This is a genomic window from Micromonospora halotolerans, assembly GCF_032108445.1.
GTDB classification, from domain to species: domain Bacteria; phylum Actinomycetota; class Actinomycetes; order Mycobacteriales; family Micromonosporaceae; genus Micromonospora; species Micromonospora halotolerans.
Genome location: NZ_CP134876.1, coordinates 566,091 through 586,045, shown reverse-complemented (window position 1 = coordinate 586,045; position 19,955 = coordinate 566,091). Strand labels below are relative to the sequence as shown.

Genomic DNA, 19,955 nt, shown 5'->3' with positions numbered 1-19,955 from the left:
GGAGTTCCCCGGGGGCATCGTCTCAGGAGTGGCTCCGGTCAGTGCCGGGCCTTGCGCTCCTCGCCGCTGCGGAAGTTGCTTCCGGCCTTGGCCAGACCACGGCTACCCAGGTAACCGATGGTCAGCAGCGTGATGAAGAACCAGGCCTGGTTGGCGCGGAAGATGTCCACCCCGACCGAGTTCTTGCCGACCAGGAAGGACGCCGCCAGCACGGCCACCACGGACGCGATGTAGACCCAGAATTCGGTCGTCCGGAGCGACGGCTTGGTCTCGGTGCCCGGCGCCGCGATCGCCTGCTCCCGGTGCCCGTCGTGCATCATCGGCATGGGGCGGGTCGGCGTCTCCTGCATGGCGGCCCGGTTGGACATGTCCTGTGCCGGCCGGTTCGTCGGCCTGGCGGATGCAGCCTGCGTGCTCATCTGTCCTCCTCAGGATTTGATGAGTCGTTCTCTGCACACCACCCGCCCCGCTGCCGCAGGTCGGCCACGGCACGGTTCGCGCACTGTGGCGGGGGCACCCACCGTCTACCCCTGGCCCCGGTGAGGTAACGCCACCTCCCGGCCGAATAGGAGCGCAGGCGCCAGGACGCCGGGGCGATGCCGGGAAACGGACATCCGGGCGGATAGCCGGCGCAGTCGGGGGCCGGCCGGTTTCAGCCTGCGGTCGTCGGGCACGCAAGGAAGATCCCGAGAAATCTGCGAGGTGGTTCACGTGCGTGAGGACGACATGCGGCAGCAGGCCGCCCGGCGGGCCGAGGAGCGGGTCGCCGGCGGCGTCTACGGCGAGGGCGCGCTCGACGAGGTCACCGTGCCGCAGACCGACGTGCTGCGGGTCATCCAGGAGGAGGATCCGGACGACCCGGCGCACGCCCCGGTCGACCCGAACATGTTGCGCGACGGCGGCCCGACCCGGGGCCAGGGCGCGGTCACCACGACCGGCGGCACCGCCGGTCCGGCCAGCGTCCGCCGGGTGGCTCGCCAGCCGGAGCAGCACCGGGGCACGGTGGCGCCGACGACCACGGGCGACGCCACCACCGGCGGCCTGAGCACCCCGGCCGGCGGCTCCACCAGCGACGCCTCGTCGACCGGCAGCCAGGTCGGCAACTTCACCAACGACCAGGCCAACCCCGGCTGACACCCGGCACAAAGAGGCGGAGGGGGCGGCCTTGGCCGCCCCCTCCGCGCGCGCCCACCGGGCCGGCACCCGCCCGCCCCTCCCGCCTGCGTCGATCATGAGGTTGACGGCGGTGTGGATCTCCGTTTTCGCCGCCAACCTCATGATCGCCGGGGTGGGGGGCCGGGGGGGTCAGGGGGCGCGGAGGATGCCCAGGCGTTGGGTGGCTCGGGTCAGGGCCACGTAGAGGTCGCTGTGGCCGCGGGGGGACTCGGCGACGATTTCGTCCGGGTCCACCACCAGTACCGAGTCGAACTCCAGGCCCTTGGCCTGCTCGGTGGTGAGCACCACCACCCGGTTCGCCAGCTCCGGCTGCTCGCCGACCGTCGCCTCGGGCAGCGCCGCGACGACCGCCGCCCCCAGCTCGTCCACCTTGCCGGCCGGCACGATCACCCCGAGCCGGCCGTCGGTCAGCCGGGCGGCCTCCCGCGCGGTCGCCTCGACCAGCTCGGCGGCGAGCCGGTCCGCCGGCACCGTGCGGTCCCACGGCGGCACGCCGCTGGCGCGTACGGAGCGGGGTGGGCGCAGCGCCGGGTCGATCTCGGCCAGCACCTCGGCGGCGACCGCCATGATCTCGGCCGGGGTGCGGTAGCTGACGGTCAGCTCCTCCAGCCGCCACCGGTCCGCCACGTACGGGGCCAGCGCCTCCTGCCAGGACGGCGTGCCGGCGAGCGCCCCGGTCTGTGCCACGTCCCCCACGATCGTCATCGACCGGCTCGGGCACCGGCGCATGAGCAGGCGCCAGGCCATCGGCGACAGCTCCTGCGCCTCGTCGACGATCACGTGCCCGAACGCCCACGTGCGGTCGGCGGCGGCACGCTGCGCGGTGGTGAGCCGGTCGGCCTCCTCCTGCCGCTCGGAGAGCCGGTCGGCGTCGATCAGGTCGGTGACACCGAGGATCTCGCCGCCGTCCGCCTCGTCCTCCACGTCGATCGAGCGCGAACCCCGCCAGATCTCCAGCACGCCCTCGGCGTACTCGCGTTCCAGGGCGCGGATCCGCTCCCGGCGGGCGGCGGCGGCGCGCTCGTCCTCGCCGAGCAGTTCGGCCGCCTCGTCCAGCAGCGGCACGTCGGCCGGCGTCCAGCCGCCCGGCTCGCGGTGCAGCGCGGCCCGCTCCGCGTCGGTGAGCATCGGCGCGGCGGCGGCGATCCGCTCCGGCGACTCGAACAGGTCGGCGAGCAGCCGCTGCGGGGTGAGCACCGGCCACAGCTCGTCCAGCGCGGCCCGGATCCCCGGCTCGTCGCGCAGCTCCCGGCGGATCTCCGCCCGGTCGGCCTCGGAGAGCAGGTTCTCCCCGCCGAGCGGGTCGGCGCCGATCCGCTCGGCCACCTGGTCGGCGAGCGCGTGCACGATCTCGATGTCGAACAGCGCCCGGGCGAGGTTGTGCGGGCGGTCGGTGCGGCGGACCCGCTCCCGCGCCTGGCGCACGGTCTCCGGGTCGAGGGTGAGGATCTCCCGCTGGGGCAGTTCGATCTCCAGCGGCTCGTCCGGCACCCACTGCCGGTCCCGCACCGCGTTGGCCAGCACCTCGGCCAGCACGGCACGGCCCTTCAGCGCCGCGGTGGCCGCCGGCTCGGTGCGCCGGGCGTGCACGCCGGGGAAGAGATCGGCCTGGGTGCGCAGCAGCACGCCCGTCTCGGCCAGCGCCGGCAGCACCTGGGAGATGTACCGCAGGAAGGTGGGGTTCGGGCCGACCAGCAGCACGCCCCGGGTGGAGAGCTGCTGGCGGTGGGTGTAGAGCAGGTACGCGGCCCGGTGCAGCGCCACCGCGGTCTTCCCGGTGCCCGGCCCGCCCTGCACCACCATGACGCCCGGCAGGTCGGCCCGGATGATCTGGTCCTGCTCGGCCTGGATGGTCTCGACGATGTCGCGCATCTGGCCGGTACGCCCGGCGTTCAGCGCGGCGAGCAGCGACGCCTCGCCCGTCACCTCCTCGTGGGCGGTGGGGGAGGCGGCGGCGATGTCCAGCACCTCGTCGTTGAGCCCGGTGACCTTCCGCTCCCGGGTACGCAGGTGCCGCCGCCGGCGGACCCCCTGGGGGTTGGCGGCGGTCGCCAGGTAGAAGGCGCGGGCGGCCGGAGCGCGCCAGTCGATCAGCAGCGGGTCGTAGTCGCCGGAGGTGTCGAAGATGCCGATCCGGCCGATGTAGCGGCACGAGTCGTCGTCGCCGTCGAGGCGGCCGAAGCAGAGGCCGCTCTCCACCGCGGAGAGCTGCTCGACCTGGTCGGCGTACATCCGCACGGCGTGGTCGCGTTGCGACCGGGCCTGCTTCGTGCCGCCGGTGGCGCGCAGCTCCTCGGTGAGCCGCCGGGCGGCCTGGTCCCGCTTGTCGTCCAACCGGTCGTAGAGCATCGAGACGTACGTCTGTTCGCGACCGATCTCGTCGTCCTGGTCCAGTTCACCCGACACGTCGGAGTGCGTTGACAAGCCGGCTCCTCATTGCCTAGAATTGCGGCAGGAATGGCTTTCGGAGCCATTCCTTTTTGTGTTTGAACTGAGAAAGATACCGCGCGGCCGGCCGCTGGACCAAGCCCCGCCGGCACCCGCGACCACGTCACACCCGCAGGCTCGCACACGAAAGCGGGGCCCGGCCGGCGCACGCCGACCGGACCCCGAAGAGTCCCCTTGCGGATCTCAGCCCTTCGCCGCCTGGTACAGCCGCTCCGGCCGCACGAGACCGGCCAGCACCCGGCCGTCGTCGGTGAGCAGCACGCTGAACAGCTTGCCGGTGAGCAGCCGGCCGCTGCCCCAGTCGCCGCTCACCCGCTGCAGCCCGCCGAGCACCTTCGCCATCATGTCGACGTCCGGCCCGGCCGCCTCACCCGGCTTCGCACCCGGCTTTCCGCCGGCCGCTCCCGCGGCGCCGGCCGCGTCGAGCTTCGCCACCAGCACGGTGGTCCAGCCGGTCCCCACGGTACGCACGTCCGGGTCGGCCTTGCCCCGCTCGGGGCGCTGCCGGCCGGCCGGCCCGCGCTCGTCACCCGCCGGCTCCTCCTTGACCGTCACGCCGGGCGGCGGGTTGAACCGGAACTGGTCGGCGTCCGGGGTGCGGAAGTCGACCTGCGTGAAGGCCACCTCGAACGCCGGCTCGTCCACGCCGTCGGCGAGCACCTCGAAGCGCAGCGGCACGTGCTCCTTCGCGTCCAGCGCGATCCGCACCTGGTGCACCAGCGAGTCCCGGTCGCGCGGGGTCAGCACCAGCTCGTACACGCTGCGCCCGGCGACGGTGGCGGAGCGGCCCACGGTGACCGCGGTGCTCGGGTCGATCGCCTCGAGCGCCCGGTCGGCGGCGTCGGCCGGCGTGGCCGGCGCCGACTCGAGGTCCTTGGCGTCCGCCGGCAGCTTCCGGTGGGACGCCGTGTTGGCCCGGCTGTCCCAGGTCCAGACGTCGCGCCCGTCGCGCACCACGTCCCGCTCGCCCAGCGTGTCGACCAGGGCGAGCCGCTGCCGCTCCGGGCCGGCGTACCAGACCCGCAGCGTGTGCGTGCCGCTGACCAGGCTGGCCAGATCGTTACCGGCGGCCTGCCCGACCAGCCCGGCGATCGGAGGCAGCCCGAGGTCGGCGCGCTGCACGACGGTGCCGGAGAGCCCGTCGAGGCGGGACGTCCGCAGGTCCTCCAGGAGTTGGGCGGCGGTGCGCGGCGGCAGCGCCGGGTCGGCGCCCGCCGCGAACGTGCCGACGGCGGCGCCGCCCCCGATCACGGCGACCCCCGCGGTCACCGGGACCAGCCAGCGGAGCACGGTGTGGTTCTTCAGTACGGACATGATGTGCACCTCCTGACGGTAGATGCTGCACCAGCGCCGCTGTGAGAGCGCTGAGGAGATTCCCTAGGGGGTGTCACCTGATGGCACCCTTGACCCGTGCGGTTGCTGGTGGTGGAGGACGAGACGCGGCTGGCCGCGTCGCTGCGGCGGGGTCTGCAGGCGGAGGGCTTCGTGGTCGACGTCGAGCCCACCGGCCCCGGCGGGCTGGACGCCGCCCGGCACGGCGACTACGACGCGATGATCCTCGACGTGATGCTTCCCGGGCTGTCCGGGTACGAGGTGGTGCGCCGGCTGCGCGCCGAGGAGCGCTGGCTGCCGGTGCTGATGCTCTCGGCCAAGGACGGTGAGTACGACCAGGCCGACGGTCTGGACTGCGGGGCCGACGACTACCTCACCAAGCCCTTCTCGTACGTGGTGCTGCTGGCTCGGCTGCGGGCGCTGCTGCGCCGCGGCGCGCCGGAGCGCCCGGCCGTGCTCGCGGTCGGTGACCTGCGGTTGGATCCGGCGCGGCGGCGGGTGACCCGGTCCGAGGCCGAGGTGGCCCTGACCGCCCGCGAGTACGCCCTGCTCGCCTACCTGATGCGCCGCCCCGGCGAGGTGGTCTCCAAGACCGAGCTGCTGGACCACGTCTGGGACGCCTCGGTGGAGACCGCGCCGAACGCGGTCGAGGTCTACGTCGGCTACCTGCGGCGCAAGATCGGCCGGGACCGGCTGGAGACGGTCCGCGGCGCCGGCTACCGGCTCGCCACATGAGGCGCCGGCTCAGCGCGCTCCTGCCGGACCTCGGGCTGCGGTCCCGGCTGCTCGCGCTCGGGGTGCTCGGGCTGGTCCTCGGGTTCGCGCTCGGCGGGGCGCTGCTGCTCGGCGCGCTCGGCTGGACGTTGCAGCGCTCCGTCGACGCCGAGGCGCTCCGCACCGCGGACGCCGTCGCGCTGCTCGCCGCCGAGGACGCCCTGCCCGATCCGCTGCCGGTGGCCGGCGGGCAGCTCCGCGTCCAGGTGATCGACGGCCAGGGCCGGATCCGGGCCGCCTCCATCGACGCCGACCGGCTGGTGCCGATGCTCGGGGCCGACCAGCTGCGCGCCGGGGAGCGCCAGCGGCTGGTGGTGGACGGGCGGCGGGTCGGCCTCACCGGGCCGGTGCGGGTGGTGACCGTGCCGGCGGGCACGCCGGACGAGCCGCGCACCGTGCTGGTGGCGAAGTCGATGTCCGACGTCCGGCACAGCCTGCACGTGGTCCGGAACCTGCTGCTGGTCGGCTTCCCGCTGCTGGTGGCCGGGCTGGCCGTGGTGGCCTGGCGGGTGGTGGGGGCGACCCTGCGCCCGGTGGAGGCGCTGCGCAGCGGGGCTGCCGAGATCACCGGCCGGGCCGGGGCGGAGCGGCTGCCCGTGCCGGCCGGGCGGGACGAGATCCAGCGGCTGGCGGTCACCCTCAACGACATGCTGGACCGGCTGGCCGCGTCCCGGGACCGGCAGCGGGCGTTCGTCGCCGACGCCGCGCACGAGCTGCGCAGCCCCCTCACGAACATGCGCACCGAGCTGGAGGTGGCCCGGCGGCTGGGCGACCCGGACTGGCCGGCCGTGGCGGAGAACCTGCTCGCCGACACCGAGCGGCTCAGCCGGCTCGTCGACGACCTGCTGCTGCTGGCCCGCCTCGACGAGCAGGCCGCCCGGCCGGACCGTCCCGCGCCGCACGCGGTCGGCCCGGTGGAGCTGGGGGAGCTGCTGCGCGGGGTGGCGGAGCGCTATCCGTCCCCGCCGCTGCGCCACACCCCGCCGGTCGGGCCGCTCTGGACCGAGGGGGACCCGGGGGAGCTGCGTCGGGTGCTGGTCAACCTCGTGGAGAACGCGCTGCGGCACGCGCACGGCGAGGTGCGGCTCGCGGTCACCGGCCCGCACGCCGACCCGCCGGTGCCCCGGCAGCGGGGCGGTTCGGCGTACCACCTGGTCACGGTGACCGACGACGGGCCGGGCATCCCGGCGGCGGACCGGGAGCGGGTCTTCGCCCGCTTCACCCGGCTGGACGACGCCCGGGCGCGCGACGCCGGCGGCGCCGGCCTCGGCCTGGCCATCGTGCGGGAGCTGGTCCGCCGGGCCGGTGGCGCCGTCGAGCTGGCCGACGCCGAGCCGGCGGCGGCCGCCCCGGGGCTGCGCGTGACGGTACGGCTGCCGGCGCTGGCCGACCCGGAGGTGGACTGAACGCCCCGGCGTCAGCCGATCCGGGCGGCGAGGTCCCGTACGGCGGTCTGGTACGCCGTGCGGGTGTGGTACGGCCAGTGCCGCTCCAGCGGTGGCGGCACGGTGTCCGCCGGATCGATGGTGAGGCTGCTCGGATCGCGGAGCCGGACGTCGACGGACCGCGTCTCCGGCACCCCGCAGGCCGCGGGCCCGCCCTCGGACGGGTCGAAGATGGGCCCGCCGACCGGGTCCGTGTCGCGCCACAGGTTGCGCCACCGCCAGTCGAGCCGGTCGCCCAGGGCGCACAGTGTCCGCGGGCCGAGGTAGGCGGGGTAGAGGCGCGTGTAGAGACGGCTCAGCGGGGACCCGTGGGTCAGCAGCGCCACGCGGCGCAGGACGTCCGGCGGCAGTTGCAGGATCGTGGCCGCGGCCAGGACGGAGCCGTGGCTGTGTCCCGAGATGACCACCTTGCCGTGCGCGCCGAGCGCGGACACCCGTTTGGCGAGTTCGGGCACGGCCCGGGCGGCGTAGCAGGGCGGCGCGAAGGGGTGGACGGTACGGGGCCAGAAGTCGCCGAGGTCCCACAGGGCGGCCACGGTGCGCCGCGTCTGCGCCGACCGGTAGGAGCGGAAGGCGAGGATCATGAGGCCGATGACGAGCAGGCTGATGAGCCAGACCCCGCCGTCGGTGACGTACGCGGTCAGCAGGGTCGCGTGCTCCGGTTCCGCGGTGAGCCTGCCGACGAGCTGGGTGGGCCCGATGCCGATCACGTCGAACGCGATGGTGGCCAGGCCGAGCGAGGACATCACGAGGAACGTGATGAGGATGGGCCCCAGTTCCTCGGCCACCCGGGATCTGGCGATGGTCTCCCGGACCTCCTCGCGCCTGTTCGTTTCCCGGGCCGGGACCTCCGGGTAGTCCCGCTCCACGATCTGCGCGGCGCGGCGCCGCCTCCTGCGGCGGGTGGCCAGGAGCGTGAGGGAGGCGGAGGCGGTGGCGATCACCAGTGCGGCGAGGCCGGCCAGCGCGGCCCACCAGTAGGCGACCGGCGGGTCCAGGGGAGCGGTGTCCGACGGGTCGGGCCGGATCGGGCCGGGGACGGAGGCACGGTCGAGGAAGTCGGCGACCCGGAAGACCAGGGCGGCGGCGAGGGCGCCGGCGACCGTCACCGAGGCCGCCGCCACGACCGGCATGCCGAGCCCGGCCAGGAAGGGCCGGCTGCCGGTCGCCCGGGGCGCCGCCGTGACGAGGGCGAGCGCCACCAGGAGGAGGCCCTGCGCCGCGATCAGGCCACCGACCGTCCCCTCGTAGCCGGGCAGTTGCCCGGGCAGCGGACGGATGTCGCGGGCCAGGGCGGCGTAGCCGAGGCTCAGGAGGGTCACCGCGGCGGTCGCTGCCGACAACGCGCGCAGCACGCGGCGGACCGTCCGCGGGGTGGTCGGCACGGGCAGGCAGAGCAGCACCGCGCAGCAGGCGAGCAGGCCGAGGGCCGCGCCGAACAGGATCGGGCCGGCCACGCCGTCCGCGGAGGAGATCCCGGCGAGCAGGCTGGCATCCAGCGTGCCGGCGCCGATCGCCACGTGGATCCGCCGAAGCCACGCCGGCGTCCGCTCGTCGTCCCAGAATCCCGGCAGGCTGAGGCTCTCGTCGACCAGGAAGGGCCGGGGGCGGGACGGCGGTGTGCCGAACCCCTCGAACGCCCGCGCCGAGCGGGCGCCCAGGCTCCAGATGACGCGCAGCGCGAACAGCGGGACGAGCGCGAGCAGGGCCAGCCGGGGGCCCATCGGCAGGGCGTGCAGCCAGGACAGGTAGGGGCGGCCTTCGCGGCACCGGTGGTAGGGCACGCACTGCCAGGCGACGAGGTCCAGCGTCACCCCGATGAGGGAGAGCACGAACGCGGCCGTGAGGGTTCCGGCCAGCAGCCGGCACAGCACCGCGAACAGGGCGGACCGGTCGGTCGATGCCGGGCGCAACCGGATCGCGAGGTTGCTCAGCATGAACGGCAGGAGCAACAGCATGGAGGCCGTCCGCACGGCGGTGCCGGCCGTCAGCGCACCCCAGCGGTACGCCTCGACGGCGATCCCGGCGGTGGCCCCGCCCGCCGGCCCGGCTCCGGGCCGGGGCCGGTAGAACCCGGCGTGGCCGTCCCCGGCGACCCGGTCCACGATCGGATGGTCGAGGATCTTCTCCGCGGTCCCGCCGGACACCCCGTGCACCCTCAGCTCGACGGTGTCGCCCCCCGGTCCGGTGTCCACGACGACAGGGTCACAGACCCACGGCGGGCGCACCGCCGATACGGCACAACCCGACGGTCAGCGGCGCCGTTTCGTGCAGACCGGGCCGGTCCGCGCGACGCTGTCGGTGGACCAGACCAGCGCGACCGTGAAGCAGTAGTCGGTGGTGCGGTCGAGGCCGTAGGCGATGTAGTCGACGGAGCCGGCGGGCAGGGTCAGGAAGGTGCGCTGCGGCTGCCCGGAGCGACCACCGGCGATCACCACGGGCCCCTCGGCCCCGGCCGGGTAGGTCCAGCTCAGCACGATGCTGTCCCGCCGGTCGGTCAGGGCGAGCTGCCCGGGCGGGGTGCCCGGCGTGGCGGCCGGCGCGGCGATCGGCGTGCCGGCGGTGGGACCCGCCGAGGAGGCCCGCCCGGTCGGCGCGGGCGCCGGGCTGTCCCGCCCGCCGTCCACCCGGGACACCCCGGCGATCACCGCGATGGTGCCGAGCAGCAGCGCCACCACCACCCCGGCCACCACGAGTGGCAGCCACGGCGTGTTCCGGCGCTCGGCGGTGGGCGGCCGGGGCACGTGCACCGGCAGGTAGCGCGACGGCGCCTCGGGCTCGGCGGCCGGGGACACCCGGCGTACGCCCGCCGGCTCGGAGTCGGTCAGCCCGACCACGGTCGGCGGCAGCGCGCTCTCCCCGGGCCGCCAGGGCTCGTCGGCCGGCTCGTCCGGCGGCCACGGGTAGTCGGCGAACGCCTCGTCGTCCGCGTCGGGCGGGGTGCGGGGCGTCGGCACGTGCGGGCCCTCGGCCCGGTCCGGCGGGCGGTAGAGCGGCGTCTCGACCGGGTCGTCGAGCGTCGGCGGCTGGTAGGGCGGCAGGTCGGGTGGCCCCTCGGCGGGCGGGGGGACGCGGGCGGCCGGCACCACCGGGGTCTCCCGGGGCGGTGGCTCCGCCGCGCCGCAGACGTGGTCCGGGTCGGCGGCGGCCCGGACCAGCCCGGCGACCTGGGTGCACAGCGGGTCGTCCGCGGCCAGGTGCTCCCGGCACAGCTCCTCGGCGAGGGTCAGGTGCTCGTGGGACTCGGCATAGCGGCCGCAGTCGCGTTCCATGGCGCCGAGCTTGGCCAGCATCTTGATGCCGCTGGGGTGGCCGTCGCCGTAGACCTCGTGGTGCAGCTCCCAGGCGTCCTGCAACCGGTCGCGGGCCACGTCGCACTGGCCGCGGGCGTATTCCACGGTGGCCAGGTCGGCGTGCGCGGCCAGCACCCGCTGCGACTCCGGCCCGTCGCGGGCGGTCAGCTCGATGATGACGTCGGAGTAGAGCCGCGCGGCGCGGGCGTCGCTGCCGACCCGGTGCAGCACGGCGGCCAGGGTCGCGGCGGCGGTGACCGTGCGATCGTCGGAGCGCCCGAACAGCCGGGTGGTCGCCGCGTACGCGAACGCGGCCCAGCCGCGCGCGGAGTGCGGTTCGCCGAGCGCCACGAGCACCCGGGCCTGCAGGCCGGCGGCCTCGGCCAGCTCGGCGGAGGCGTTGGCGGGGCGGGGATCGGCGTCGCTCAGGGCGTCGGCGAGCAGTTGCTGGGCACCGGTGAGGTCGCCTTCGGACACCAGGTGGTGCGCCTGGACAGTCAGGTCAGCGAAGCCGGAGGACACGCCCCATCGTGCTCATCCGACGACGGTAAGTACAACCCCCGCTGTGGATCAGTTTGGTCGCGATCCGGTCAGGTGGTCGGCGAGGGTCTCGCTGATCCGCCGGAGCTGGTCGACCTGGGCCGGGCTGAGCGCGTCGAACAGGTGCCGGCGTACCCCGGCGACGTGGCCGGGCGCGGCGGCGGCCAGGGTGGCGAAGCCCGCGTCGGTGAGGACGGCGAGCTGGCCGCGCCGGTCGGTAGGGCACTCCTCCCGGCGGATCCACCCGGCGGCCTCCAGGCGGGCGGCGGCGTGCGAGAGGCGGCTGCGGGAGGAGCCGGTGGCGTCGGCCAGGTCGCTCATCCGCAGCCGCCGGTCGGGGGCCTCGGAGAGCCGGACCAGGATCTCGTAGTAGGCGTGCGGCATCCCGGCGTCGCGTTGCAGCTCGCGGTCGAGGGTGTCCATCAGCGCGCGGGAGGCGGTGAGGAACGCCCGCCAGGTCCGCTGCTCGTCGGGGTCCAGCCACCGGGTCATGACGGCCATCATACCGCAAGTTGTTGAACGCTCAACAAAACCGCGCTACGGTCGGTGTCATGGGAATCCACCGCCTCAACCACGCCGTCCTCTACGTCCGTGACCTCGACCGCAGCGTCGCCTTCTACCGCGACGTGCTCGGCTTCCGCCCGGTGCCGATGACGCCGGACGGCTTCCGGGGCGCCGCGTTCCTCCAGGCGCCCGACTCCACCAACGACCACGACCTCGGGCTGTTCGAGATCGGCGCGGCCGCCGGACCCTCGCCGGCCGGCCGGGCCACCGTCGGCCTCTACCACCTCGCCTGGGAGTTGGACACCCTGGACGAGCTGGCCGCCACCGCCGAGCGGCTGGCCGCCGCCGGCGCCCTGGTGGGCACCTCGGACCACGGGACCACCAAGAGCCTCTACGGCCGCGACCCCGACGGGCTGGAGTTCGAGATCGTGTGGATCGTTCCGGCCGCCCTGCTCGACGACGCGGCCCTCGCCGCCCGCAAGCGGATCGGCCGGCTCGACCTGGACCGCGAGCGGCAGCGCTACGGCGGCCAGACCCGCGGCGGCGTGGGGATCTCCGTTCCGGCCTGACCGTCCATGCGGTAGAACGGCAGCATGTCGACCGACGCCGTCCTGCGCGAGCTGCTCGTCCGGCAACTCGACCACTGGTTGCCCGCCGCGCTGCACCGTTCGCGGCGGGCCACCCTCGCCCTCGCGTACGCCGGGAGTGACGTCGGTGGCGCGGAGGCCGCGCTGCGGGTGGTGGCCGAGTTCGCCGACCGGTTGCGCGGCCGGCGGCTGACCGTGCTCGTGGTCGCCGACGGCGGCGCGGAGCTGCCCGCCCGGCTGGGCGCGGCCGAGGCCGCCCTGCCCGCGGACGTCGCCGTGCACGTGGTGCCGGGCCGGCCGGACCGGCTGCCGGTGGCGCTCAAGGCGGCCGGCGCGGCGGGCGCCCCGCTGTTCACCGTGGTCGACGGCGGCGAGCCCGACCGGGCCCTGCTGGCTGCCGCCGCGTCCGGCCGCCCGGCCGAGGTGCTGCTGGTCACCGCGCCCGGCCGGTCGCTGCGCGCGGCGCTGACCGGGGCCGGCTTCCCGCTGGTCACCGAGGTCGAGCTGGTGCCGGCCGACGGCGGGCCGGCCCGGCTGTTCGGCTACGCGACCGGCTCCGACCGGGGTCTGGAGGCGGTCAAGGACGCGCTCTGGGCGGTCGACGAGTACGCGGGGGTGCGCTACCGCGACCCGGCCGACCCGGCGGGGCGGCTGCTCGACATCAGCCTCGACCCGGAACCCGGCCCGCTGCGCCGTGAACTGCTGGCCGAACTCGCCCGCTCCGGCCCGCGTACGGTGACCGAGCTGCGCCGCTTCGCCGCCACCTCGACGGTCTACCGGGCCGCCGACGCCAACCGGGCGCTCGCCTCGCTGCTCGCCGCCGGCGCGGTGTCCCGCGACCCCGAACACGGCCGGCTCGGCGGGGACGTGCTGATCAGCGCCGTGTCGGGCGGGGCCGCTGGGACATCTGCCTGACCACCATGGACGCCCCGGTGGCGATCACCCCGATGCTGAACACCATCTGCGCGCAGACCACCACCCGGGCGATCTGCCCCTCGGCGTTGACGTCGCCGTAGCCGACCGTGGTGAGCGTGGCGAGCGCGAAGTAGAGCGCGTCGATCCGGGTGCGCAGGCCGCTGAACTCGGCCGGTCGGCTGTTCGCCACCACGTAGTCGGCCAGGGCGAAGACCAGCAGCCCGGCGATCAGGGCGACGGTGAGCCGGATCAGCGCCCGGGTCTCCGCGTCACCCGTCGGTGGGGTGGCGGCGAGCTGGCGGCGTACCTGGCCGGTGACCAGGAACGCGACCACGAGCACGAGGATCAGGGTGCCGGCGGAACGCAGGGCGAGGCGCAGGCCGTTCGGGTCCGGCTCGACGGGGACCACGAAGTAGGCGAGCAGCAGCAGCGCGACGGCCGCCGCGGCCCGCCGCCGCTCCCGCCGGAAGGACTGGTCCGCCACCCCGCGATTCTCCGCCGTGGCGGCATTCCCGTCGGCCGAACGGGGAAGCCCGCCCGACGCCGAGCGGGGTGCCGGTGAAACACCGGCACCCCGCGCGACCTCGGGAGGTCACGCCCGGGTCTTGTCCTGCTTCCAGGAGAGCGGCCCCGGCAGGTCCACGCGGTGGGCGCGGGTGTTGGAGTTCCACGACCACCGGCCGATCTTGAGGCTCCAGGACGAGAAGCCGTTCTCCGTGAAGTGGAGGATCACCGGACCGTACTTCTTGCGCTTGCGGAACTGGATGCCCATGGGGTCCTCCTTTGTCTCCCTGCGTCTGCGGGATCGAACATGCCCGAAACGGCGGTTCGCGAAACCCGCTCCGATCCGGTCTGGACGGTGCCTGTCCCACCCGTCACAATCTCTATCCAACGGGTAGGTGTTAAGGGGCGGTAAATGCTGGTCGCAACGGGTGTTAACAAAGCCAGCGACGCAAGTCTCACTCTGTGGAAGGGCGTTGACCGGCGCAGAGAACGGTCGGCAGCATGAGGTCATGTCGCAGCGGGACGAGCTTCTCCTCACCGCTCGCGTGCACGTCGACCTGGTCCGGCACGCGAGCGCGCTCTGTTGAGCTGACCGCTTCCGGTCGTCGCATCTCCTCCGCCCGTCCGCTCCCGTCGCCGGCGCATCGTGGCCCGGCCGGCAGCGGCGTGCTCTCGCGCCCCTCGCGGGCCCTCGCCACCGCATCGTGGACAGATCAGGAGACCTCTCCATGCCCTCGACCCGTCAGTCGCCGCGGCGTACCCTCGCCGCCGCCGTCACCCTGCTCGCCCTCACCGCCGCCGCGGGCTGCGGCGCCGACGGCGCCGGCGGCCGGCAGACCACCGAGCTGCGCTACCAGGGCTCGGTCGGCCAGGTGACCCTTCCCGAACTCGCCGCCGACCTCGGCTACCTCGGCGACGTCAGGCTCGACTGGATCGGCAACGTCACCGGCGGCCCCGCCGACATCCAGGCCACCGCCACCGGCCAGACCGACTTCGGCGGCGCCTTCAACGGCGCCATCGTCAAGCTCCGGGCCGCGCACGCGCCGATCACCGCCGTGGTGGCCTACTACGGCTCCGACGCGCAGACCTTCCAGGGCTACTACGTGCTGCAGGACAGCCCGATCCGCGGCCCCCGCGACCTGATCGGGAAGAAGGTCGGCATGAACACGCTCGGCGCGCACGCCGAGGCGGTGCTCAAGACCTGGCTCGTCAAGGGCGGACTGACCCCCGCCGAGATCGCCAAGGTCGAACTGGTCGCGCTGCCCCCGGTCAACACCGAGCAGTCGCTGCGGCAGAAGCAGATCGACGTCGCCGTGCTCGGCGGCGTCATCCGCGACAAGGCGGTCGCGGCCGGCGGCGTCCGCACCGTCTTCACCGACTACGAGCTGCTCGGCGCGTTCAGCGGGGGCAGCTACGTCTTCCGGGACGACTTCATGAGGCGCAACCCGGCCACCGTCCGGGCGTTCGTCAGCGCGGTGGGCAAGGCCGTCGAGTGGGCCCGCACCCAGCCCCGCGAGACCGTCGTGGCCCGGCTGGAGGCGATCATCGCGAAGCGCGGCCGCAACGAGGACCCCTCGCTGGTGCGGTACTGGAAGTCCACCGGCGTCGCCGGCACGGGCGGCGTGATCAGAGACCGCGAGTTCGGCACCTGGATCGACTGGCTGGCCGACTCGGGCGAGCTGAAGGGCGCCCGGCCGAAGCCCGCCGACCTCTACACGAACCGGTTCAACGAGTTCGCCGCCGGTGGGGGTGGCGCGTGAGCACCGACAAGATCCTCTTCGACCGGGTGACGAAGGTCTTCCCGGGCCGGCGGGGCAGCGGCGGCGCGGTCACCGCGCTCGACGAGCTGACCCTCGGCGTACGCCCCGGCGAGTTCCTGGTCGTCGTCGGCCCCAGCGGCTGCGGCAAGTCCACCCTGCTCGACCTGTTGGGCGGGCTCTCCGCCCCCACCGGCGGGCAGGTGCTGGTCGACGGTCGCCCGGTCACCGGGCCCGGCCTGGACCGGGGCATCGTCTTCCAGCAGTACGCGCTGCTGCCCTGGCGCACCGCCGCCGGCAACGTCGCGTTCGGACTGGAGGCCAAGGGCGTGCCGCGCGCCCACCCCGCCGACCTGATCGCCCACCACCTCGACCTGGTCGGGCTCGCCGGGTTCGCCGACCGCTACCCGCACGAGCTGTCCGGCGGCATGAAGCAGCGGGTGGCCATCGCCCGCAGTCTCGCGTACGACCCCGACGTGCTGCTCATGGACGAGCCGTTCGCGGCGCTCGACGCGCAGACCCGCGACTCGCTCCAGGACGAGCTGGTCCGGATCTGGCAGGCCACCGGCAAGACGGTCGTCTTCATCACCCACGGCATCGACGAGGCCGTCCACCTCGGTCAGCGGGTCGCCGTGATGACCTCCCGCCCGGGGCGGATCAAGGAGGTCATCGACATCGAACTGGGCGACCGGGAGGCGGAGGAGGACCTGCGCTCCTCCGACGCGTTCCGGCACCACCGGCACCAGATCTGGACGCTGCTGCGCGACGAGGTGCGTGCCGCCCAGTCCGCCGTACGGGAGGAGGCCCGCGTTGGTTGACATCGCCGAACGGCCTGCGGGGGCGGCGGGCCGGCCCGCAGCGCCCCCAGCACCGGCGGCCCGGCCCGCCGGGCCCCCGGCGGCCCCCGCCGCCGCGCCCACCCTGCCCGGGCGGCTGCTCGGGTTCGGCGGTCGGGCCCTGCACCGCGGCGTCGCGCTGCTGGCCCTGGCCGGGATCTGGGAGACCGCGCCCCGGGCCGGGCTGGTCGACCGGGTCTTCCTGCCCCCGCTGTCCGAGGTGCTCACCGCCTGGTGGACGCTGCTGCGCACCGGGCAGCTCGCCGACCACGTCGGCGCGAGCCTGACCCGCTCGCTCACCGGGCTGGCCCTGGCGGTGGCCGCCGCCATCCCGCTGGGCCTGCTGATCGGCTGGTACCGGCCGCTCGCCGACCTGCTCAGCCCGCTGCTGGAGGTGTTCCGCAACACCGCCGCGCTGGCGCTGCTGCCGGTCTTCGTGCTCATCCTCGGCCTGGGCGAGACCTCCAAGATCGCCCTGGTGGTCTACGCCTGCTCCTGGCCGATCCTGCTGAACACCATCGCCGGGGTGAAGGGAGTGGACCCGCTGCTGGTCCGCTCGGCCCGCTCGATGGGGCTCAACCACCTGCGCCTGTTCCAGAAGGTGATCCTGCCGGCGGCCGTGCCGACCATCTTCACCGGCGTCCGGCTCGCCGGGGCGTACTCGATCCTCGTGCTGGTCGCCGCCGAGATGGTCGGCGCGAAGGCCGGCCTCGGCTACCTCATCAACTACGCGCAGTACAACTTCGCGATCCCCGACATGTACGCCGGGATCATCACGATCTCCGCCATCGGCCTGGTCGTCAACCAACTCCTCGTCGCCGGGGAACGCCGCTTCTCCACCTGGCGCGTCGACGTCACCGCCTGAGAGGACCCCCCATGTCCCGAACCCTGCACCTCAACGCGTTCCTGATGGGTGTCGGCCACCACGAGGCGGCCTGGCGGCACCCCCGCACCGACCCGCGCCGGATCGCCGACGTCACGCACTTCCAGGAGCTGGCCCGCATCGCCGAGCGGGGCACGCTCGACTCGGTGTTCCTCGCCGACTCGCTCGCCGTCGGCCCGGCCGTCCGGCACAACATCCAGGCCGTCTTCGAGCCGCTCACCCTGCTCGCCGCGCTGGCCACCGTCACCGAGCACATCGGCCTGATCGCCACGGCCTCCACCACCTACAACGAGCCGTTCAACCTGGCCCGCGCGTTCGCCTCGCTGGACCACCTCAGCGGCGGCCGGGCCGGCTGGAACATCGTCACCTCGGCACAGGCCCGGGAGGCCCGCAACTTCAACCTCGACGACCACCCGGCGCACGCCGAGCGGTACCGCCGGGCCGCCGAGTTCGTCGACGTGGCGATCAAGCTCTGGGACAGCTGGGAGGACGGCGCGCTGGTCCTCGACACCGCGGCCGGCGTCTTCGCCGACACCGACCGGGTGCACGACATCGCGCACCGCGGCGACCGGTTCCAGGTGCACGGTCCGCTGAACACCCCCCGGCCACCGCAGGGCCGGCCGCTGCTGGTCCAGGCGGGCTCGTCCGCCGACGGCGTCGCGTTCGCCGCCCGCTACGCCGAGGCCGTGTTCACCGCCCAGCAGACCTTCGCCGACGGCCAGGCGTTCCGCGCCGAGCTGCGGCGGGCGACCGCCGCCGCCGGCCGCGACCCCGACGGGGTGAAGGTGCTGCCGGGAATCGCGCCGGTGATCGGGGGTACGGAGTCCGAGGCCCGTGCCCTCGCCGACGAGCTGGAGGCGCTGATCGTGCCCGAGCACGCCCTCGCCCAGCTCTCCGGCATGACCGGTCTCGATCTCGCCGGACTGCCGCTGGACGGGCCGCTGCCCGATTTGCCCGACGCCACCGCCGTGCAGTCGCACCAGAGCCGCTACCAGCTCGTCGTAGACCTGGCCCGGCGGGAGAAGCTCACCATCCGGCAGCTCATCGGCCGGCTCGGGGGCGGTCGCGGGCACCGCGTCGTCGCCGGCACCCCCGAGCAGATCGCCGACGAGATCGAGCTCTGGTTCACCCAGGGCGCCGCCGACGGCTTCAACGTCATGCCACCCCTGCTGCCCCACGGACTGGAGGCCTTCGTGGACCACGTCGTACCGCTGCTGCGCCGGCGCGGCCTGTTCCGGCACGAGTACACCGGCCGGACCCTGCGCGAGCACTACGGCCTGGCCCGCCCGGCCAGCACCTGGGCCGACCGCGAGCTGGTGGGCGCGTGACCACCGTGGACCGGCCCGGGGCCGGCACCGTCGAGCTGCGTCCGGTCGACACCGGCACGTTCCGTGGCCTGCTGCGCCGGCAGGCGTCCACGGTCACCGTGGTCACCACCCCCGGCCTGCACCCCGGCCGCCGCCTGCCGTCGCTGCCCCCGGCCGGTTTCACCGCCACCTCGTTCACCTCGGTGTCGCTGGACCCGCCGCTGGTGTCGTTCTGCCTGGGCCGGGAGTCGTCGAGCTGGCCGACCGTGGCCCACGCCGAGCACGTGGCCGTGCACCTGCTCGCCTCCGGGCAGCAGGAGGTCGCGAAGATCTTCGCCACCAGCGGGATCGACCGGTTCGCCGCCCACCCCGGCTGGGAGACCGGACCGTTCGGGGTGCCGCTGATCGGCGACGCCCTGGCCCTGCTGCTCTGCCGGGTGGTCCGCCGGATCGAGGCCGGTGACCACACCCTCGTGCTCGCCGAGCCCCTGGCGCTCGGCGCGGGCGAGGACGGCGACCCGCTGGTGCACCACCGCGGCGGGTACACCACCACCCTCGGGGGCTGGCCGGAGACGTGGTGAACGCACCCGCCACCAAGCTGCTCGCGCTCGACCGGGCCGCCCAGGACCTGCTGTTCCGGGCGGCCCGCACGGCCAACGCGTTCACCGACGAACCGGTCGACGAGGAGCAGGTCCGGGCCATCCACGACCTGGTCCGCAACGGCCCGACCGCGCTGAACGCCCAGCCGCTGCGGGTGCTGCTGCTGCGTTCCGCGCCGGCCCGGGCCCGGCTGCTGCCGTACGTCAGCTCCGGTAACCGGGACAAGACGGCCGCCGCCCCGCTGACCGCGGTGCTCGCCGCCGACGTGGACTGGCACGACCGGCTGCCCGAGCTGTTCCCGCACCGGCCCGGCGCGCGCGACTGGTTCACCGGCGACCCGGCCGGCCGGGAGGCGCAGGCCCGGCTCAACGCCGCGCTGCAGATCGGCTACCTGCTGGTCGGGGTGCGCGCGGCCGGGCTGGCCGCCGGACCGATGGCCGGGTTCGACACGGCCGGAGTGGAGCGGGATTTCTTTCCGGACGGCCGGCACCGGGTGCTGCTGCTCATGAACATCGGCCGGCCGGCGCCGGACGCCTGGCGGGAGCGGCTGCCCCGGCTCGACTACGCCGAGGCGGTCCGCACCCTCTGAGGCGTCAGCGGGGCTCCCAGGCGTCGGGGCGGGCGATCAGCTTGCGGACGTGCCCCGGGAGCTTCCCGCTGGCCATCTCGGCCAGGCTCACCTCGTCCACCACCTGCCGGACGGCGGCCCGGACGGCCACCCAGAGCCGGGGCAGGTTCTCCGCCGCGCCCTCGTAATGCGTCTCCTCGGGGCGCAGCCCGCGCACCCCGGCGAGGGGGCCGTCGACGGCGCGCAGGATCTGCCCGATGGTGATGTCGCGCGGCGGGCGGGCCAGAGTGTAGCCGCCCTCGGCGCCGCGCTGGGCCCGGACGACGCCGGCCCGGCGCAGGTCGGCCAGGACCGCCTCGAGAAACTTGCGGGGCATGTCCTGCTCGGCCGCGATGGCCTGGGTGGACACCAGGGTGGGGTACGCGGTGGCCAGGCTCAGAGCGGCCCGGACCGCGTAGTCGCCGCGCGCGGAGATCTGCACACTGC

General features: G+C 74.7%; 21 protein-coding genes. 12 read left to right on the top strand and 9 right to left on the bottom strand.

Annotation, left to right across the window (positions count from 1 at the left end):
- Positions 1–38: 38 nt before the first annotated feature.
- Positions 39–419, bottom strand: a complete 381-nt coding sequence (locus tag RMN56_RS02645; RefSeq protein ID WP_313722269.1) for a hypothetical protein — start codon at positions 417–419, stop codon at positions 39–41.
- 292 nt (positions 420–711) lie between these two features.
- Between RMN56_RS02645 and RMN56_RS02640 the strand changes: the two genes are divergently transcribed.
- On the top strand, positions 712–1,134 hold the full coding sequence (locus tag RMN56_RS02640; protein WP_313722268.1) for a hypothetical protein: 423 nt from the start codon (positions 712–714) through the stop codon (positions 1,132–1,134).
- A gap of 171 nt (positions 1,135–1,305) precedes the next feature.
- On the opposite strand, the gene RMN56_RS02635 is transcribed toward RMN56_RS02640, so the two are convergent.
- The gene (locus RMN56_RS02635) at positions 1,306–3,600 is read right to left on the bottom strand and encodes a HelD family protein (protein ID WP_512699744.1); all 2,295 of its coding nucleotides are present in this window, start codon (positions 3,598–3,600) and stop codon (positions 1,306–1,308) included.
- 207 nt (positions 3,601–3,807) lie between these two features.
- A complete protein-coding gene (locus RMN56_RS02630; RefSeq protein ID WP_313722267.1) occupies positions 3,808–4,938 on the bottom strand; it encodes a LolA family protein in 1,131 nt (376 codons plus the stop codon).
- 96 nt (positions 4,939–5,034) lie between these two features.
- Between RMN56_RS02630 and RMN56_RS02625 the strand changes: the two genes are divergently transcribed.
- Together RMN56_RS02625 and RMN56_RS02620 are read left to right on the top strand one after the other, a co-directional pair.
- Positions 5,035–5,691, top strand: a complete 657-nt coding sequence (locus RMN56_RS02625; protein ID WP_313722266.1) for a response regulator transcription factor — start codon at positions 5,035–5,037, stop codon at positions 5,689–5,691.
- Positions 5,688–7,136, top strand: a complete 1,449-nt coding sequence (locus RMN56_RS02620) for a sensor histidine kinase (RefSeq protein WP_313722265.1) — start codon at positions 5,688–5,690, stop codon at positions 7,134–7,136. Before RMN56_RS02625 ends, RMN56_RS02620 begins: the two co-directional genes overlap by 4 nt.
- 11 nt (positions 7,137–7,147) lie before the next feature.
- Here the strand turns inward: RMN56_RS02620 and RMN56_RS02615 are convergent, their stop codons facing one another.
- From RMN56_RS02615 to RMN56_RS02605, 3 genes are read right to left on the bottom strand one after another with little or no spacing between them, the layout of a single operon-like run.
- Entirely contained in the window at positions 7,148–9,370 is a 2,223-nt protein-coding gene (locus tag RMN56_RS02615) for a hypothetical protein (RefSeq protein WP_313722264.1), read from the bottom strand.
- Positions 9,371–9,427: 57 nt separating this feature from the next.
- A complete protein-coding gene (locus RMN56_RS02610; RefSeq protein WP_313722263.1) occupies positions 9,428–10,990 on the bottom strand; it encodes a tetratricopeptide repeat protein in 1,563 nt (520 codons plus the stop codon).
- A gap of 48 nt (positions 10,991–11,038) precedes the next feature.
- The gene (locus tag RMN56_RS02605) at positions 11,039–11,509 is read right to left on the bottom strand and encodes a MarR family winged helix-turn-helix transcriptional regulator (RefSeq protein ID WP_313722262.1); all 471 of its coding nucleotides are present in this window, start codon (positions 11,507–11,509) and stop codon (positions 11,039–11,041) included.
- Positions 11,510–11,559: 50 nt separating this feature from the next.
- Here RMN56_RS02605 and RMN56_RS02600 point away from each other — a divergent pair, with 50 nt between their 5' ends.
- Both RMN56_RS02600 and RMN56_RS02595 read left to right on the top strand, forming a co-directional pair.
- Entirely contained in the window at positions 11,560–12,081 is a 522-nt protein-coding gene (locus RMN56_RS02600; RefSeq protein WP_262284377.1) for a VOC family protein, read from the top strand.
- Between the two features lie 24 nt (positions 12,082–12,105).
- Positions 12,106–13,014, top strand: a complete 909-nt coding sequence (locus RMN56_RS02595; protein WP_313722261.1) for a hypothetical protein — start codon at positions 12,106–12,108, stop codon at positions 13,012–13,014.
- Here the strand turns inward: RMN56_RS02595 and RMN56_RS02590 are convergent.
- Complete coding sequence (locus tag RMN56_RS02590; RefSeq protein ID WP_313722260.1) at positions 12,974–13,498, bottom strand: potassium channel family protein; 525 nt, start codon at positions 13,496–13,498, stop codon at positions 12,974–12,976. The genes RMN56_RS02595 and RMN56_RS02590 overlap by 41 nt on opposite strands.
- Positions 13,499–13,606: 108 nt before the next feature.
- On the bottom strand, positions 13,607–13,786 hold the full coding sequence (locus tag RMN56_RS02585; protein WP_262284374.1) for a DUF4236 domain-containing protein: 180 nt from the start codon (positions 13,784–13,786) through the stop codon (positions 13,607–13,609).
- Between the two features lie 241 nt (positions 13,787–14,027).
- Between RMN56_RS02585 and RMN56_RS32590 the strand changes: the two genes are divergently transcribed.
- From RMN56_RS32590 to RMN56_RS02555, 7 genes are all read left to right on the top strand, one after another.
- Positions 14,028–14,105, top strand: coding sequence for a putative leader peptide (locus RMN56_RS32590; RefSeq protein ID WP_349881247.1), 78 nt, complete (start codon positions 14,028–14,030; stop codon positions 14,103–14,105).
- Positions 14,106–14,246: 141 nt separating this feature from the next.
- A complete protein-coding gene (locus RMN56_RS02580; protein ID WP_313722259.1) occupies positions 14,247–15,278 on the top strand; it encodes an ABC transporter substrate-binding protein in 1,032 nt (343 codons plus the stop codon).
- A complete protein-coding gene (locus tag RMN56_RS02575) occupies positions 15,275–16,093 on the top strand; it encodes an ABC transporter ATP-binding protein (RefSeq protein WP_313722258.1) in 819 nt (272 codons plus the stop codon). The genes RMN56_RS02580 and RMN56_RS02575 overlap by 4 nt, the downstream gene beginning before the upstream one ends.
- On the top strand, positions 16,086–16,976 hold the full coding sequence (locus tag RMN56_RS02570; RefSeq protein WP_313722257.1) for an ABC transporter permease: 891 nt from the start codon (positions 16,086–16,088) through the stop codon (positions 16,974–16,976). The genes RMN56_RS02575 and RMN56_RS02570 overlap by 8 nt, the downstream gene beginning before the upstream one ends.
- An 11-nt stretch (positions 16,977–16,987) precedes the next feature.
- A complete protein-coding gene (locus tag RMN56_RS02565) occupies positions 16,988–18,322 on the top strand; it encodes an LLM class flavin-dependent oxidoreductase (protein ID WP_313722256.1) in 1,335 nt (444 codons plus the stop codon).
- Complete coding sequence (locus tag RMN56_RS02560; RefSeq protein WP_313722255.1) at positions 18,319–18,882, top strand: flavin reductase family protein; 564 nt, start codon at positions 18,319–18,321, stop codon at positions 18,880–18,882. The genes RMN56_RS02565 and RMN56_RS02560 overlap by 4 nt, the downstream gene beginning before the upstream one ends.
- Complete coding sequence (locus RMN56_RS02555) at positions 18,879–19,490, top strand: malonic semialdehyde reductase (protein ID WP_313722254.1); 612 nt, start codon at positions 18,879–18,881, stop codon at positions 19,488–19,490. Before RMN56_RS02560 ends, RMN56_RS02555 begins: the two co-directional genes overlap by 4 nt.
- Positions 19,491–19,494: 4 nt before the next feature.
- Here RMN56_RS02555 and RMN56_RS02550 read toward each other — a convergent pair whose 3' ends face one another.
- Positions 19,495–19,950: an RrF2 family transcriptional regulator gene (locus RMN56_RS02550; protein WP_313722253.1), complete on the bottom strand. Its 456-nt coding sequence runs from the start codon at positions 19,948–19,950 to the stop codon at positions 19,495–19,497.
- Positions 19,951–19,955: the final 5 nt, after the last annotated feature.

Excerpts from the sequence above, each read along its gene's own strand:
- RMN56_RS02585 (WP_262284374.1), bottom strand. The coding sequence starts at position 13,786 with ATGGGCATCCAGTTCCGCAAGCGCAAGAAGTACGGTCCGGTGATCCTC.
- RMN56_RS02580 (WP_313722259.1), top strand. The coding sequence starts at position 14,247 with ATGCCCTCGACCCGTCAGTCGCCGCGGCGTACCCTCGCCGCCGCCGTC.
- RMN56_RS02595 (WP_313722261.1), top strand. The coding sequence starts at position 12,106 with ATGTCGACCGACGCCGTCCTGCGCGAGCTGCTCGTCCGGCAACTCGAC.
- RMN56_RS32590 (WP_349881247.1), top strand. The coding sequence starts at position 14,028 with ATGTCGCAGCGGGACGAGCTTCTCCTCACCGCTCGCGTGCACGTCGAC.
- RMN56_RS02565 (WP_313722256.1), top strand. The coding sequence starts at position 16,988 with ATGTCCCGAACCCTGCACCTCAACGCGTTCCTGATGGGTGTCGGCCAC.
- RMN56_RS02645 (WP_313722269.1), bottom strand. The coding sequence starts at position 419 with ATGAGCACGCAGGCTGCATCCGCCAGGCCGACGAACCGGCCGGCACAG.
- RMN56_RS02630 (WP_313722267.1), bottom strand. The coding sequence starts at position 4,938 with ATGTCCGTACTGAAGAACCACACCGTGCTCCGCTGGCTGGTCCCGGTG.
- RMN56_RS02600 (WP_262284377.1), top strand. The coding sequence starts at position 11,560 with ATGGGAATCCACCGCCTCAACCACGCCGTCCTCTACGTCCGTGACCTC.
- RMN56_RS02620 (WP_313722265.1), top strand. The coding sequence starts at position 5,688 with ATGAGGCGCCGGCTCAGCGCGCTCCTGCCGGACCTCGGGCTGCGGTCC.
- RMN56_RS02605 (WP_313722262.1), bottom strand. The coding sequence starts at position 11,509 with ATGGCCGTCATGACCCGGTGGCTGGACCCCGACGAGCAGCGGACCTGG.